The organism is Micromonospora sp. SYSU B005 (genome assembly GCF_055362685.1).
The window spans coordinates 366,519-381,742 of record NZ_JAXCFU010000005.1 but is presented as its reverse complement, the minus strand read 5'-3'; the positions used below and the strand labels follow the sequence as shown (position 1 = coordinate 381,742).

The following is a 15,224-nucleotide window of genomic DNA, read 5'->3' as shown; positions in this document are numbered from 1 at the left end:
GGGTAGCCACGGCGTGCAGACACCGCGCCACCCTGCCCGTCTCGCCGGTGGAAGTCATGCCACCACGCCGTCCACAACAGACCTTCTCAAACACGCTCTCATGCCCCAGCTTCCGAGAAACGGGGCTTTGGTGAACTCGAGGCCGGCCCCGAGGCCCAGCGGGCTCGCCGAGATCGCGGCCGAGGAGGCGTCGTGAGCGTGTAAACGGGTTCTCGTCGTACCCAACGCCTACTTCCCTCACCGGCGCGGACCGGAGGGGAGGGCCTTCGTGCGTGCCGCGACAAGGGGTCGCGCGGGGGTCAGGTGACGACCGTACGCGGCCCTACGGGGTCCCATGCCGCCTCGGTGCAGGCTGTGCCGCCTGGACCCGTCCGGGACACTCGCGTCCCCTTTGGAGCAGCAGGGCTCGAAGCGCTGTAAGACTTTAGCTACGCAGCACGCGAAGGCGTTGTTGGACCGCGTGCCCGATTTCCGCGCGGCGAGGGGCGCACTACAGTTCCAGGCATGCCGGAGATGGTTCAGCCCGAGGTCAAGTTGATTGCGTGGACCCACTTCCAGGCGCCTGAAGAGGTGCCGTGGTCCACCGACGCAGACGGCGGGCACTAAGCCGGCTGAAACGATGACGGCACCCGCGCCAACGGGTGCCGTCATCAGAAGCGCTCGCGCCAACGAGCGCTGATCGTCAAGCAGCCCCAGCTTTATGTGTGTAGGGAGGAACTAGCTCGACATGACCACCATACGTGGCGGAAAGAGCCGACGTAAGAAGCCCCCTGGAAACCGTGACGTGTCGCCTCGCGGGCTTGCGCTCCTGGTCGCGGCAGTATTCGCCGCCTACCTGGCCCTTCAGCACCCCCACGCCGCAACCCCGGCGCTCGTCGGGGTGGGCGTGCTCACGGTGTTGAACCAGTTTGTGAGCCGAGACCGGGACCAAGACCGCGAGTAGGAGCACAAGAAGCCCTCGGCCACCGGATCAACTCCGGCGGCCGAGGGCTTCTTGCGTGTGCGCAACCCCCACGTCGTGCCGATGTGGTCTTCACCGACATAACCATGGTCCTGCACAAGAAGTTCATCAAGAAGAGCGTCTCCATCCACAACCAGTTGATAGACGGCCCCACCTTTCCTGATCGAGTTCATGCCCAGCGGCATCAGCCGGGTTGCTGGGCCAGGCCGCGTAGTCAACGCCGCGTTGCCGGGCCTCCGGCGGGTTGGGCTCACCGGTCGTATTCATTCGCGCATCGGTCAGTGATAATCACGCTGTGGCACGTCGAGGACGCCAGGCAAAGACGCCCGACGAACAGGCTCGGGCAACGGTTGAAGCTGCTTAAGTTGTCAGGGTCGGGGCTGTACGGGCGGCCACCATCAACCGGGACGGGGCGCTACGCGCCGGCAAGATGAACGTGCTCGCTGTGCTGGGGGCTGCATTGATAGCCGGCACCTGCGCCGTCGTGAACACAGGCGTCGATGGGTACTTCTCTCTTCAGGCGGCCCGTGTGTCGCAGAAACCAATACCCGCCGTTACACCGAGCGCGACGTTGGACGACATGGTTTGGATCCGAGTGTGCCCCGAGGCCGGGTGGAAGATCAGGCCCAGTTCGCAAGCCTGCCCATAGACGAGCCTCACGACCTCTATGCCCGTACAGACAGGGAGGAGCTATGTCGGGCCGGTCGGCGAGGGGGTCCTCCCCCCACACCCCGGTCGGCTGTAACTCACCGTGAACCAGACGCGATCAGTGATGCGCTTGGCCGTTACGTCCTCGGCGGTGGCTGGCGTGGTCGTGGCCGTCGGGCGCCGCCTGGCCGACGTCGTCCTCGCGGGCCTGGCCGTGGCCGATGGCACCGGGACGAGGACCGGGATGGCCTCCTCGGCCGGCGGCAGCGCGGCCTCCTCGGCCGCAGCGGGGCCTGCCTTTATGGGGGCCGGGCAAGGGGGTCAGTCGACCGGCGGGGGCGCGGGTTCGTCGGCCCACGTGAAGCGGAGGCGGGCGGCGGGATCGAACCTGTAGCCCCGGCGGCCGTTCGCAGGAAGGACCGTTACGGCGTTCAACGCCAGACCGAGGAAGCCCCGGCGGTCGGCGACCGAGGCGACGTCCCACGCCTCGCGGGCGAGGACCGGGTCGAGTAGCTGGGAGAGATCCGCCTCGGGCAGGGGGAACTCGGCGAGGTTGCGGCGTAGTCCGGCAACGCGGGCGGTCAGCCGTTCGTGTAGACGCGTCCAGCGCTGGACCGCCTCGGCACCGATGAACTCGCCGCGCAGGTAGCGGGCGTCTTCGAGGTCGACCAGGGCGGCGTTAGCGTCGTCGAGGGCGGCCGTGATGGTGGCGCGCTCCCGGATAACGTCCGGGTCATGGCGGGCTACCCATCGCTCGGCGACGGCGTCGAGCAGCGGGTCGCCGGGTTCGGTCGCGGCGAGGCGGGTGATGAACGCGTCGACCACGGCGCGGTCTACGGCGGTGATAAACGCGGTTGTGTGCGCCGGGCAGGGATGGCCGAGACGGCCCGCCTGACAGACGTAGGACTTGCCGAGGGCCGACATGCGGCGGGTGCATCCCCCGCAGCGGAGGAAGCCGGTCAGGAGGTGGGATATCTGCGCGCGGACGCCTCGGGCGCGGCCGAGCGGGCCGGCGGCGGTCCGGGCTTCCAGGATACGGGCGACCTGCAGTTGCTCGGCGGGGGTGATGATCCCTCGGCCAATCTCGACCGTCTCGCCGGTTTCGGGGTCGCGCCACGGGACGACCTTTCCCGTGTATTTCCCGTCGCGCTTGACGGTCTCGGGCAGCAGCCCGGCGAAAGCGGGAGCCTTCAGCAGTTGCGACATGGTCCCGACGCCCCAGTTTCCGCCGCGCGGCGAGGGGATCGCGCGGGCGTTCAGGTCGCGGGCGATCCTGACTAGCGGCTCGGCGGCGAGGGCACGCTCGGCGATCTCGCGAGCGGTAGGCGCAGTGCGGGGGTCATGATCTAGGCGGCCGTCCTCGGTGATGGCGAGCCCGTAGGGCGGCTGTCCGCCAATCCACCGGCCGAGGCTGCGTAGGTGGGCCTTCGCCGAGGCGACGCGAAGGCCGATGTTCGCGGATTCGCTGCGGGCGACCTCAGAGAGCAGGGCCAGGACTAGCCGGGACTGCTGGTGCGACGTGTCTAGGCCGTCCTGTACGAAGACGATTCGGCCTCCGGCCTTCTCGACGTCGTCGAGGACCTGCCCGACCTGTCCCATGCCCCGCCGGGACAGACGGTCGACCTTCCAGACGACCAGCGTCCCGACGGTGCCGGTCGTGAGGGCGGATATGGCGGCGTCAAACCCGGCGCGGTCTACGGCCTTGTAGCCGGACCGACCCCGGTCGATATGGACCGTGCGGACTTCCAGCCCGTTGCGCTCGCACCAGGCCCGGCAGTCGGCTTCCTGGCGTTCGATAGCGGTCTTTCCCTCACGGTCGAGGGACAGGCGTAGGTACAGGTCGGCGAGGTGTTCGTGGTGGGACATGCCGAGGACGCTAGGGCCCTGGCGGGACTAGATGCAAGCTCCTTTCAGGACTTACAGGAGTCGAGCAGGACGATCTTGCCGCGCAGGTCGGCCAGCGTGACGGCCTTGCCGCCGGTGTTCAGCACACCGATACGGCGCGGAGCGCCCACCCCGGCGAGGGGTGGGCGCTCCGCGTACGTGTGGTTACTGGCCGGCGGGCTTCAGGCAGAGCACCCGGGTGGTCCCGCCGCCCTCGACCGAGACCGAGGGCTGCGACAGATCGGCGCACTTGTCCTTGTTGTCCACCTTCGACACCACGCTGAACGCGCCCGGCTCGCCGCAGTCGGCGGCCACGGCGCTCGTGCCGGACTGCTTCACGCAGGAGCCGACGGCCGGGTCGAAGCCCGTCGACTTGTCGCCGCCGACCTTGCCGAGCAGCGTGAGCAGACCCAGCGGTACGGCGAGGATGAGCACCGCCGCGATCAGCACGGCGGCGAGCACCCGGCCGTTGCGCACCTTCGGCGGGGGCGCCTCGGTCTGCGACTCGGTGGCATCCGGCTTGAACGCGTCGAAGCGGCCCTGCTCCGGCTCGGTGCCGGGCCCGTCCTGCGCCCACGCCGGCGGGGCCTGCTGGGGCGGCGGGAAGGCGTTCGGGCCCGCCGGGCCCTGGCCGGGCACCGCGACCGAGGCGCGTCCCCCGGCGGACGGGCCGAACCGGTCCGGCTCGCCGAACGGCTCCGGCCGGCCGGCCGGGCTGCCGAACGCCGCCTGCTGCCCACCCGGACCGCCGAACGGGTCGGGCTGACCGCCCTGGTTGCCGTACGGATCCTGGTGACCGCCCGGACCGCCGAACGACTCCTGCTGACCGCCGGGACCGTACGGGTCCGGCCGGCCACCCGGGCCGCCGAACGCGTCCTGGCCGCCGGGAGCGCCGTACGGGCTCTGCGGGCCGCCGAACGGGTCACGGGCGGCGTCGGGCTGCTCGCCGCCCGGGTGCACGCCGTTTGCGGGGCGGGTGTTGCCGGGCGGGTCCACGAAGGACGGCACACCGACCGGGAACGACGGCGGCGCGGCGGGCGAGGAGGGTGCTCCGGCGTACCCGTGCGGTCCGTCGGCGTCCTCGGACCGCGACTGCGGGCCGGGGAAGCCGTTGCCGTGCGGCCCGTCCTGGCCGGGGAACCCGGACTCGTCCTGCTCGGGGGCGTCCTCGGGCTCCGGGCGGGCGGGTCGCCCGTACACGCGGGGCTGTGGCGTGGGGCCGCCGGTCGGCAGCGGCTGGTCGGACGGCGGGGTGACCCGGCTGGCCACCGGCACCGACGCGCTCGCCGTGACCGGGCCGCCCTCCGGGGAGGTACGCGGGCCGGGAACGGCGGGCGACTGCGGCTCCTCCGGGCGGGACGCGTTCCAGCCGCCGTCGCCACGCTCCGGCTCGTACCCCTGGGGTTCGGGGCCCGGGTGGTCGGCGGGCGACGACGCGGCCAGCGCGGCGCCCGGCACCCGCTGCTGCTGTGCCGGCAGCGGCACCGCGTTGCCGGGGGAGATGCCCGGCGCGGGCGCGGGCTGGTAGGCCGGGGCGGAGTCCTCGGACCGGCCCCACGCCTCGGCCTGCGGCCACGGCTCGGGCGACGGTGCGGCCGGACGCTCGTCCTGGTTGCCGCCCCAGCCGGCGGGCGCGTCTGACGACGGCGCGGACACGCTCGCGCGGGCCTCGACCGGCGCGGCGGCACCCCAGGCGGGCTGCGCCTGCTCGTCCGACGGCCGCGCGGGTTCGCGCTGCTGCGGTACGGCGGCGCCGTCGCCCCAGCCGCCGGACTGCCGGCCCTGGTTCGGCTCCCAGCCGCCCGGCTGTGCCGCCTCGGCCGGGTTCGCGGCGCGCCCGGCGGCCCAGCCGCCCGAGCGGTCCGGGTCCTCGGTGCGGGCCGGCTCGTCCCAGCCGCCGGACCGGTTCTCGGCCTGCGGGGCGGGCCAGCCGCCGGAACGCTGTCCCTCGTCGTGCTGCGGCCCGCCGGTCGCGCGCCAGCCGCCGCTGTCCTCGGCCGAGCGGTTGTCCTGATCGGACTGCTCCGGAGTGGACCAGGCGTTGTCCGGCCGGGTGGCGCCGGGCACCGAGACGGCTGCGGCGGCCCGGGCGGGCGGGTCGGCCGGCGGCCAGGTGGCGCCGGTCTGCTGACCCGGCGCCCAGGCCGGCTGGCTCTCCCGCGGGGTCCAGCCGCCCGAGCGGTTCGGGTCGTCGGACGCGGCGGGCTGCTCGTCGCGCGGGGTCCAGCCGCCCGAGCGGTTCGGGTCGTCCTGCTGCTGCTGCGCGGCGGCCCAGCCACCGGCGCGACCGGAGGCGTCCTCGTGCTGCCCGCCGGTGGGCGCGAAGCCGCCGGAGCGGTGCGGGTCGTCCGCGGGGGCGGGCGTGACCCAGGTCTCGTTCGGCACGGTGGCCGGTGCGGGCACGTAACCGGTGTCGCGGGCGGCCGGGTCACCGGACGGCGGCCAGCCCTGCTGCTGCTCGCCTGCGTTCCACCCCTGGCGGTTCTGCTCGGCGGCGGCCCAGGGGGCCTGCGACGGCTCGGCCGGGCTGCCTGGCGGCGTGGCGGACCAGGCGGGCGGCGCCTGCTCGGCGCCGCGATCAGGGCCGGGCTGCTCCTGGTTGCCCCAGGCGGGGCCACCGGAACCGGACCAGGCGGGGTTGCCCTGGTCGTTGCCGCCCCAGGCGGGCTGCGGGACCTGGGCGGTCGCCCGCCCGGTCACCGGCTGCCCGGCGGGCGGAGCCCATGCGGGTGGCTGGTCGTCGTTCGCGGCCCAGGCCGGGGCCGGCTGCGCGGGCCGACCGGCCGGCGGGGGCGGTGCCCAGCCGAGGTCGGGTGCGCCGTTGTACCCGTTGTCCTGCTGCGCCGGCTGATCGCCGTACGGCACCGGTCCGCCGGTGCCCGGCGACACCTCGCCCGGCTCCTGGCCGGGGCGGTGCGGAGCCTCGGACGTCATGGGTGCGCCTCCTCCATCACAGGTCGGCCGCCGATGCCGGTCGGGAAAACCGTCGGCACGACTACCGGCGTCGCCGGCGGGTACCGGCCGTGCGGGCTCCCCGCACCGTATCCGGTGGTCGCCCGAGGCCGCTCGGGGGAGCATCAGCGGTCACCGAAAGTCACCGGACGACGTCGATGGGTTTCGCTGTCTCGTATCCGTCCGGAGTCAGCCGGTTGGCGACCGTGCCAACCGTACCGGGCGGTGAAGCGAGGTGGAATCCCGGTGCCGACCGATACCGGTACGCCGAAGACCCGCCCGGAGTCGGGCGGGTCTTCGGACTGGAGGAGGTGAGAAAGGTCTGTGGCGTCAGCTCATGTGACGCTGGGCGATGGCGAGAAGCTCCTCGCGGACCGCGGGCGAGTTGGCGGAACGCAGCGCGTGCTCGATGGCGCGGGCGCGGCGGTTGGCGTCGCGGCGGGTGCGGATTCGCTCGATCATGCTCATCTTGGGTCTCTCCTCCTGGCTATTCGGTTGTCAGCCCCTTGATGTCTCTATTTAAGCGCACCGGGCCCGTCATCGCCATCGATTATTAGGTGAGCTGAACCACGTACCTACGGATCGTAGGTCCACCCACCCCTCGGTCCTATGATTCCGTTCCCAAAACGGTTACGGCCGGTGTGCCGGGCGTTCACCCTCGGCACACCGGCCGTAACCGGAGCGGTAGTTCGTCAGGTCCAGGCGAGCAGCGCCGCCTCCGGGTCGGCCAGGAAGTCCCCGATGTCGCGGAGGAACTTCGAGCCCAGCTCACCGTCGATGATCCGGTGGTCGAAGGACAGGCCCAGCGTGGTCACCAGGCGCGGCTTCACCTTGCCCTTGTGCACCCAGGGCTGCTCCCGTACCGCGCCGAAGGCGAGGATCGCCGACTCACCCGGGGGCAGGATCGGCGTACCGGTGTCGACGCCGAAGACGCCGACGTTGGTGATGGTGAGCGTGCCGCCGGACATGTCCGCCGGGGACGTCTTGCCCGACTTTGCGGTCTGCACGAGTTCCGTCATCGCGTCCGCCAGCTCGCGCAGCGAGAGCCGCCCGGCGTCCTTGATGTTCGGCACGATCAGGCCGCGCTCGGTGGCCGCCGCGATGCCGAGGTTGACGTACTCCTTCACCACGATCTCGTCGCCGGCCCAGGTCGAGTTGACCATCGGGTGCCGCTTGACCGCCAGGAGCACCGCCTTGGCGACCAGCAGCAGCGGCGAGACGCGTACGTCCCGCCACTCGCGCCGGTCGCGCAGCCGGTCCAGCGCCTTCATCGCCCGGGTCACGTCTACGGTCAGGAACTCCGTCACGTGCGGGGCGGTGAACGCCGAGCGGGCCATGTTCTCCGCGGTGAGCTTGCGTACCCCCTTGACCGGGATGCGCTGCTCGCGGTCCGCGCCGAAGCTCGCGGCCGACGCGGCCGGTGCCGCGACCGTCAGCGGCTCGGCCGCCGCCGGAGTCGCGCTCGCCGCCCGCTGTACGTCCTCGCGGGTGATCGAGCCGAGCGGACCCGAGCCGGTGAGCGTGGCCAGGTCGATGCCGAGATCCTTCGCCAGCTTGCGGACCGGCGGCTTGGCGAGCACCGGACCGGAGACCCGGCCGTTGCCGTTGACCGCCGGAGCGGGCGGCGCGGGCGCGACCGGCGCGGGGACGACAGGCGCGGGTGCCACCGGGGCGGCGGCCTGAGCCGGTGCCGCGGCCGGCGCGTCGCCCCCCTTGCGGGGGCGGCGCTTGGCTGGGGCGTTTCGCGGGCCGTAGCCGACCAGCACGGCGGTACGCCCACCCGGGGCCACACCACCGATCAGGCCCGGCTCGACCATGCCCTCGGCGGGCGCGACCTGGACCGCGGCGAGCGACGCCGCAGACGGTGCGGGCAGGTCCGACGCGGGGGTCGCGGTCGTCGACTCCTCGATCGGCCCGGCGTTCGGGTCGGTGTCGATCGCGATGATCGGCACGCCGACCTCGACCGTCGACCCCTCCGGGTGGAAGATCGCCTGCACCCGGCCGGCCCACTTCGCCGGGATCTCGACCGCCGCCTTGGCGGTCTCCACCTCGACGATCGGCTGGTTCAGCTCGATGTCGTCGCCGACCTTGACCAGCCAGGCGAGGATCTCGCCCTCGGTCAGGCCCTCGCCCAGGTCGGGAAGGTTGAACTCCTTGATCCGGGACATGCCGCTCACCAGCCGAACGTGCGGTCGACGGCGTCGAGCACCCGGTCCAGGTCGGGCAGGTACTCCTCCTCCACCCGGGCGGCCGGGTAGGGGGTGTCGAAGCCGGTCACCCGCAGCACCGGGGACTCCAGGGAGTAGAAGCACTCCTCGGTGATCCGGGCCGCGATCTCCGACCCGAGACCCAGGTTGCCCGGGGCCTCGTGCACGACCACGCAGCGGCCGGTGCGCCGCACCGACTCGTACGCGGCGGTCAGGTCCAGCGGCGAGATCGTGCGCAGGTCGATGACCTCCAGCTCGCGACCGTCCTCGGCGGCGGCGGTGGCCGCGTCGAGCGCGGTGCGGACCATCGGGCCGTACGCCAGCACCGTCGCGTCGGCGCCGGGCCGCGCGACCCGGGCCGAGTGCAGCGGGTACGCGTCGGCGATCGGCGCGTCCAGGTCCACCGGACCCTTCTCCCAGTAGCGCCGCTTCGGCTCCAGGAACACGATCGGGTCGTCCGAGGCGATGGCCTGCTGGATCATCACGTACGCGTCCTGCGGGTTCGCGCAGCTCACCACCTTGAGACCGGCGGTGTGTGCGAAGTACGCCTCGGGCGACTCGGAGTGGTGCTCGACCGCCCCGATGCCGCCGCCGAACGGGATGCGGATGACCATCGGGATCCGCACCTTGCCCTGCGAGCGGTAGTGCATCTTCGCCACCTGCGACACGATCTGGTCGTACGCGGGGTAGACGAAGCCGTCGAACTGGATCTCGCAGACCGGCCGGAAGCCGCGGATGGCCAGGCCGACGGCGGTGCCGATGATGCCGGACTCGGCCAGCGGGGTGTCGATCACGCGCTGGTCGCCGAAGTCCTTCTGGAGACCGTCGGTGATCCGGAACACGCCGCCGAGCTTGCCGACGTCCTCGCCCATGATGACGACCTTGGGGTCGTTCTCCAGGGCCCGCCGCAGGCCGGTGTTCAGTGCCTTGCCGAGGGTGAGCGTCTCCGTGGCCATCAGTGCGCGCTCCCCTCGAAGGACTCCATGTACTGCGTGAACCGGGCCCGCTGCTCGTCCAGTTCGGGAGAGCCGTTGGGGTAGACGTGGTCGAACATGGTCACCGGCTGCGGGTCGGGCATGGCGAGCACGCGCTCGCGCAGGTGCACCGACTCGGTGCGGGCCTGCTCGTCGACAGCGGTGAAGAACGACTCGTCGGCGATCTTCTGCTTGGTCAGGAACGCCTTCATCCGGGCGATCGGGTCCTTCGCCTGCCACGCCTCGACCTCGCTGGCGATGCGGTAGCGGGTCGGGTCGTCGGAGGTGGTGTGCGCGCCCATCCGGTAGGTGTACGCCTCGATCAGGCTCGGGCCCTGGCCGTTGCGCGCGTTGTCCAGCGCGTGCCGGGTCACCGCGTACGACGCGAGCACGTCGTTGCCGTCCACCCGGACACCCGGGAAGCCGAACCCGCCGGCCCGCCGGTACAGCGGCACGCGGGTCTGCCGCTCCAGCGGCTCGGAGATGGCGTACTGGTTGTTCTGGCAGAAGAACACCAGCGGGGCGTTGAAGACGCTGGCCCAGACGAACGACTCGTTGACGTCGCCCTGGCTGGTGGCGCCGTCGCCGAAGTAGGCGATGACCGCCTCGCCGTCCTCGCCGCCGGTCTTGCCGTCCATGGCGACACCCATGGCGTACCCGGTCGCGTGCAGGGTCTGCGCCCCGATCACGATCGTGTACATGTTGAACTTGAACTCGTTCGGGTCCCAGCCGCCCTGGTCGACGCCGCGGAACAGGCCCAGCGGCATGATCGGGTCGATGCCGCGGCAGTAGAGCACGCCGTGCTCGCGGTAGGTCGGGAAGGCCATGTCCTGCGTACGCAGCGCCCGGCCGGAGCCGACCTGCGCGGCCTCCTGGCCCAGCAGACTTGCCCACAGTCCCAGCTCGCCCTGGCGCTGCAGAGCGGTGGCCTCGGCGTCCAGCTTGCGGACCAGCACGAGGTCGCGGTACAGCCCGCGGTACTCCTCGTCGGTGAAGTCGACGCGGTACTCGGTCCCGTCCGGGCCGAGCGCGCTCTCGATCCGCTCACCCTCGGGGGTCAGCAGTTGTACGAGTTCCGGTTCACCGGTCGCGGCGGCGCGTCTGGTTCGGGGTGCGGCCCGCTTGCTGCGGGTGGCGGCCCCGGGGTCGCCCTTTGCCATCCGTCTCTCCCTGTCTGTCTGCGCCGGCGCCGGGGATTACCCGAGCCGAGCACCTCGTGCGCCCGCCCGGCTGGTGCCGGGTCGGTCCCTGGCGACCGCGCCTGACCCCGGTAGGGGTTGCCGCGCGGCGTGAGCCGGAGTCGGTCGGGGACAGACCCAGGCCCGGGAGCGCCGGCGCCGTTCCGCACCAGCCGCGGGGTACGCGGAGGTGGCGGCTGCGTTGCCGTCGTGTCTGAATGATTGCAGAGGAGGTGAGCGGGCCCACAGTATGGCCTCCCTCGCCGGTGAGGTTCGATCGGGTTCACGACGGATAAGCGCTTTTGTCCGCAGTGGTGGGTACGGCCGACGCACAAAATGTGTGTCGACACGCGGTTGCGGCTGGTGAACTGAGCGTCACTGGGTCAAGCTTGCGGTGAGCTGTTGCGCGGCATTTGTCCGAATATCCGCGCGTGCTCTTCGTCCATCCGTGCGTGAGGAGTGTGCCGGTGTCCGAACCAGAGGGTCCACCAGGTACGCCCTTCCTCGGCCGGCACCGGGCACTGCCCGCCTCCCCGTACCGCCGGGTCGTGGGCGCCCACCGCGCCACCGGGACCGGCGGTCCCAGCCGCGGCTACCTGCTCACCGTGGCGTTGCTCGCCGGCACCGCGTCGATGCCGATCCTCGCCGCGATCAGCACCGGATCCGCCACCGTCGGCAACAGTGCCCTGCCCGACACCAGCACCCCGTTCCTGCCGACCCCCTCGGTCGGCCCGGTGGTCATCCCGATGCCCCAGGGCACCCAGGCCCCGGCGCCGTCCACGGCCACGCCCGCCGTCGACGTGACCTCGGTGCCCCCGGCGCGACCGGTGCTCCCGGCGGCGCCGGCCCTGCCCGACGACAGCGACCTCGGCTCCCGGCACCGGTCCCGCCCGGTCGCCGCGCCCCCGCCGCCGGCCGCGCCGGTCCGGCCCACCCCGGTCCGCCCGCCGCGCCCGTCGCCGGTGCCCTCACCGTCGCCGTCGCACTCGCCGTCGGACCCGGCCACGCCGACGCCCGAGCCGAGCCCGAGCCCCGAGCCGTCGGTCACGACCGCCGAGCCGACGCCCTCGGCAGGTTCGTCCGAGCCGTCCAGCCCATCGGATCCGTCCGGCCCCGCCGACCCGTCGAGTCCCGCCGATCCGTCGAGTCCTGCTGATCCGTCGGGTCCTGCTGATCCGTCGGGTCCTGCCGGGCCGTCCGCCACCTCTGTTCCGTCCGGCCCGTCGGTGTCCCACACCTCATGATCGACACCACTCCGGCGTAGTGGTGTGGTCCCGCCCGGCCCGATGCAGCCACTTCGCCGAGGTGGTGTGGATCAACGAGGGCAGGGCCGAGGCCATCGGGTCGGTCACCCCGCATGATCGACACCAGTACGGCGTGGTGGTGTGGTCACGAGCGGCTTGATACGGCCACCTCGCCGACGTGGTGCCGATCATGCGAACGGGAATGCCTAGGCCGGGTCGTCGGTGAGGCGGTGGCGGTTCGCCTCGATCCAGGCGTTCAGCGCCTCCGGGTCGTCCGGGTCCACCCCGTCCGCCATGAGCTGCGCCACCGCCGCGGTGGCCGGGCTGCGCCGCTCACCGGTGCTGTAGAGCCGCGCGAACTCCGGGACCATCTCGGTGATCGCCTCGTCCGTCCGGGCGGCCGCCGACTGCGACAGCCCGCGCTGCCGGGCCGCGTACGCCGCCCAGGCGCGCAGCACCCGGGGCAGCATCGCCGCGTCGTCCATGTCCAGCACGGCCCGGCGGTGCACCCAGTCGAGCAGGAACAGCTCGGCCACCATCGGGCTCCACCGCATCGGGTCGGCATCCGGGAAGCTGGCCGCGTGGTCGAGCAGCAGGCCGAGGCAGAAGTGCAGCGAGGCCAGCTCGCCGTCGGCCACCTCGGGCAGCCCGAACCGGGTCGCCTCGGGTGAGTCGAGGAAGGCACGCACCAGGCGGGTGCGCTCCTCGTCGGTGGGCGCCGGCATCACGGCCGGACCGGCCGGCGGCGTCGGCCCCGGGAGTGCGGCCAGCCGGGCGCCCACGAGCGCCCGGTCGGTGGCCAGCGAGCCCTGTGCGGGCAGCTCGGTGAGGTCGTCGGTGACCGCCAGGTGGCGGCTCACCTCGGCGTGCATCCGGGCCGGGTCCTCGGTGCGGAACCAGGTGAACTCGTCCTCGGTGCAGATCTCCCGGGCCTGCTCGACGATCCGTCCGGCCGGGCCGCCGACGAAGACGTCCTTGGTGATGCCGATGTTGTGGTCGACGAGGGCTACCAGGGCGTGCTCCGGGCCGCCCTCCTCCTCGTCGTCGTACGCGAACGTGGCGAGGTAGGAGGTCTGGTCGCCGTACACGTCGCCGTACGCCCAGGCGCCGGTGACGCGCACCCGGCCGAGCTGGCCGGCCCACGACGGGGCGTACGCCCCGGGCCGGACCCGGGCGGCGCCCTCGGCGTCGGGCACCAGCGCGGCGAAGACGGCCCGCAGTGTGGTCGCGGCGGCGCTGCGGCGCCGGGACGTGGCGGCGAGGAAGCCGCTGACGAACTCGCGGACGGCCTGCTCCCGGTCGTGCTCCGCGGCGGCGTAGACGCTGCCCAGCAACGCGGCGCCGAGCATCTCCGCGTCCAGGGCCGAGTCGAGCCTCGTCACGTCGCGCGCGGCGTGCAGCACCGCGTCGTAGGGGGTCTGTGGCGTGGCCATGCATCGACCCTACGCCGCACCGGCCGCCCCCACACCGGTCAGCACGCCGGGTTCAGTGCCGTCCCGCCTCGCGCAGCGCGTCCCGGGCCGTGCCGTAGCGCGCCAGCACCGCCCAGACCGGGTCCAGCACGTACTTCTCGGAAACGCTGCCCACCGACGTGAGCAGGCGTTGCTCCGCCCGCGCCCGGGCCCGCCGGGCCGCCCACCCGATGACCGGCCGGGTCAGCGCCGCGATCAGCAGCCCGGCCAGCAGGCCGCCGAGCAGCAGGACCGTGGGCCAGGGCACCACGCCGAGCGTCGGATGCTCCAGCGGCGGCAGACCGAGCAGGCGCACCGCGTACCCGACGAGCAGCCAGACCAGGCCGGCCAGCGCGGCGAGGGTGACCACCCACTGGAGCGCGCCGACCACCCGCCACCAGGCGGGCCGCCGGTCCATGCCCAGGTCGGTCGCGGCGACCGCGTGGTCGAGCGCGCCCGGCAGGTCGGCCTGCCGGGCCCGGGCCGCGGCGGTCACCGCGGCGGGCCACGGCGCCGGCAGGCCGCTCGCGGACCGCTCGGCCACCGCGCGGATCGCCAGCGTGACGGCGGAGCGCTGCGCGGCTGTCGGATCGGGTACGGAGGTGGCAGCGACCAGGCTCTCCGCCGGCGCGTCCGGGTCCCGCCCGGACAGGTGCAGCCGGCGCAGCGGGTCCGGCCGCAGCTTGCGCCAGCTCCGCAGCAGCGGCCAGCCGGTGTTGCCGACCGCCCGGTGCCGGTACGCGCCCTCGACCGCCGCCGCCACGGTCGGCACCCCGGCCGCCCCGGCGAGTGCCCGGGTCAGCTCCTGAGCCGAGGCGTCACCGGGCCGGGTGCGCGGCGGTTCCGGCCCCACGAGCGGTTCGAGATCGGCCACCACGCCGTCCACGTCGCCGGAGAGCCGGCGCAGCGCGGCCTGCCGTTCGGCGACCGTACGCTCCAGCTCGGTCCGCAGCCCCTCCAGCCCGTTCGGGTCCACCGCGACGGTCGGCAGCAGCGGTACCCCGCCCAGCCCGTCGGCGTCGAGCAGCCGGCGCAGGTCGTCGAGGACCTTCGGCAGCTCGGTGGGGTGCAGCCGGTCGGCCTGGTTGAGCACCACGACCGTGACGTCCTTGTGCCTGTGGAACTCGCGCAGGTAGCTGGTGTGGATCACGCGGTCGGCGTACTTCTGCGGGTCGACCACCCAGACCACCAGGTCGACCAGGCCGAGCAGGCGGTCCACCTCCAGCCGGTGGCCGTGCTGCACCGAGTCGAAGTCGGGCAGGTCGAGCAGGACGAGGCCGTGCAGCCCGGACTCGTCGTCGGCGTCCAGCGGGCTCTCCCGGACGAACCGGTGCCGGGGCAGCACGCCGATCCAGTCGAGCAGGCGGACCGCGCCGTCGAGCGGGCCCCACACGCAGGCGTGCGCGACACCCGTCGTGGGCCGGCGTACGCCCACCGGCGAGAGGTCCAGCCGGGCCAGCGAGTTGAACAGGCTCGACTTGCCGCTGCCGGTCGCACCGGCGAGCGCGACCACCGTGTGGCGGCCGGAGAGCGCGAGCCGGTCACCGGCGCGCTCGACCACCGTGTGCGCGGCGACGAGCTGGGCGTCGGGCACGTGGCCGTCCACCGCGCCGAGGAACCGCTGGATCGCGGTGAGCCGTTCGATCAGGGTGTCCGGGTCGACCCGCTGCTCGCCCCGCATCGCCTCGCGCATCCGTCCCACGATGTTGCTCACGGTGCCTTCCT

At 73.0% G+C, this 15,224-nt stretch carries 9 protein-coding genes and 1 pseudogene; 2 read left to right on the top strand and 8 right to left on the bottom strand.

What is annotated here, in order from left to right:
* Positions 1-513: 513 nt before the first annotated feature.
* Positions 514-600 (top strand): annotated as a pseudogene (gene thyX, locus SM452_RS15525) (FAD-dependent thymidylate synthase); the annotation flags it as partial.
* Positions 601-1,930: 1,330 nt separating this feature from the next.
* Here the strand turns inward: thyX and SM452_RS15520 are convergent.
* The 6 genes from SM452_RS15520 to pdhA all read right to left on the bottom strand — a co-directional run bounded on the left by SM452_RS15520 (position 1,931) and on the right by pdhA (position 10,786).
* Entirely contained in the window at positions 1,931-3,475 is a 1,545-nt protein-coding gene (locus tag SM452_RS15520) for a recombinase family protein (protein WP_355512217.1), read from the bottom strand.
* A gap of 183 nt (positions 3,476-3,658) precedes the next feature.
* Positions 3,659-6,427 carry an LppU/SCO3897 family protein gene (locus SM452_RS15515; protein ID WP_463840141.1) on the bottom strand — a complete coding sequence of 923 codons (2,769 nt, stop codon included), beginning with the start codon at positions 6,425-6,427 and terminating at the stop codon, positions 3,659-3,661.
* A gap of 348 nt (positions 6,428-6,775) precedes the next feature.
* The gene (locus SM452_RS15510; RefSeq protein ID WP_013283356.1) at positions 6,776-6,913 is read right to left on the bottom strand and encodes a hypothetical protein; all 138 of its coding nucleotides are present in this window, start codon (positions 6,911-6,913) and stop codon (positions 6,776-6,778) included.
* A gap of 224 nt (positions 6,914-7,137) precedes the next feature.
* Positions 7,138-8,613: a dihydrolipoamide acetyltransferase family protein gene (locus tag SM452_RS15505; RefSeq protein WP_463840153.1), complete on the bottom strand. Its 1,476-nt coding sequence runs from the start codon at positions 8,611-8,613 to the stop codon at positions 7,138-7,140.
* Positions 8,614-8,618: 5 nt separating this feature from the next.
* Positions 8,619-9,608 (bottom strand): alpha-ketoacid dehydrogenase subunit beta, encoded by a 990-nt coding sequence (locus SM452_RS15500; RefSeq protein ID WP_013283358.1) that lies wholly within the window; start codon positions 9,606-9,608, stop codon positions 8,619-8,621.
* On the bottom strand, positions 9,608-10,786 hold the full coding sequence (gene pdhA, locus SM452_RS15495) for a pyruvate dehydrogenase (acetyl-transferring) E1 component subunit alpha (RefSeq protein ID WP_013473399.1): 1,179 nt from the start codon (positions 10,784-10,786) through the stop codon (positions 9,608-9,610). The genes SM452_RS15500 and pdhA overlap by 1 nt, the downstream gene beginning before the upstream one ends.
* A gap of 485 nt (positions 10,787-11,271) precedes the next feature.
* Here pdhA and SM452_RS15490 point away from each other — a divergent pair, with 485 nt between their 5' ends.
* Positions 11,272-12,048: a hypothetical protein gene (locus tag SM452_RS15490; protein WP_463840140.1), complete on the top strand. Its 777-nt coding sequence runs from the start codon at positions 11,272-11,274 to the stop codon at positions 12,046-12,048.
* Positions 12,049-12,254: 206 nt separating this feature from the next.
* Here the strand turns inward: SM452_RS15490 and SM452_RS15485 are convergent, their stop codons facing one another.
* Both SM452_RS15485 and SM452_RS15480 read right to left on the bottom strand, forming a co-directional pair.
* On the bottom strand, positions 12,255-13,481 hold the full coding sequence (locus SM452_RS15485; RefSeq protein WP_463840139.1) for a hypothetical protein: 1,227 nt from the start codon (positions 13,479-13,481) through the stop codon (positions 12,255-12,257).
* Between the two features lie 52 nt (positions 13,482-13,533).
* Positions 13,534-15,192, bottom strand: a complete 1,659-nt coding sequence (locus SM452_RS15480; RefSeq protein WP_463840152.1) for a GTPase — start codon at positions 15,190-15,192, stop codon at positions 13,534-13,536.
* Positions 15,193-15,224: the final 32 nt, after the last annotated feature.

Excerpts from the sequence above, each read along its gene's own strand:
- pdhA (WP_013473399.1), bottom strand. The coding sequence starts at position 10,786 with ATGGCAAAGGGCGACCCCGGGGCCGCCACCCGCAGCAAGCGGGCCGCA.
- SM452_RS15485 (WP_463840139.1), bottom strand. The coding sequence starts at position 13,481 with ATGGCCACGCCACAGACCCCCTACGACGCGGTGCTGCACGCCGCGCGC.
- SM452_RS15520 (WP_355512217.1), bottom strand. The coding sequence starts at position 3,475 with ATGTCCCACCACGAACACCTCGCCGACCTGTACCTACGCCTGTCCCTC.
- SM452_RS15515 (WP_463840141.1), bottom strand. The coding sequence starts at position 6,427 with ATGACGTCCGAGGCTCCGCACCGCCCCGGCCAGGAGCCGGGCGAGGTG.
- SM452_RS15480 (WP_463840152.1), bottom strand. The coding sequence starts at position 15,192 with ATGCGCGAGGCGATGCGGGGCGAGCAGCGGGTCGACCCGGACACCCTG.
- SM452_RS15510 (WP_013283356.1), bottom strand. The coding sequence starts at position 6,913 with ATGAGCATGATCGAGCGAATCCGCACCCGCCGCGACGCCAACCGCCGC.
- SM452_RS15505 (WP_463840153.1), bottom strand. The coding sequence starts at position 8,613 with ATGTCCCGGATCAAGGAGTTCAACCTTCCCGACCTGGGCGAGGGCCTG.
- SM452_RS15500 (WP_013283358.1), bottom strand. The coding sequence starts at position 9,608 with ATGGCCACGGAGACGCTCACCCTCGGCAAGGCACTGAACACCGGCCTG.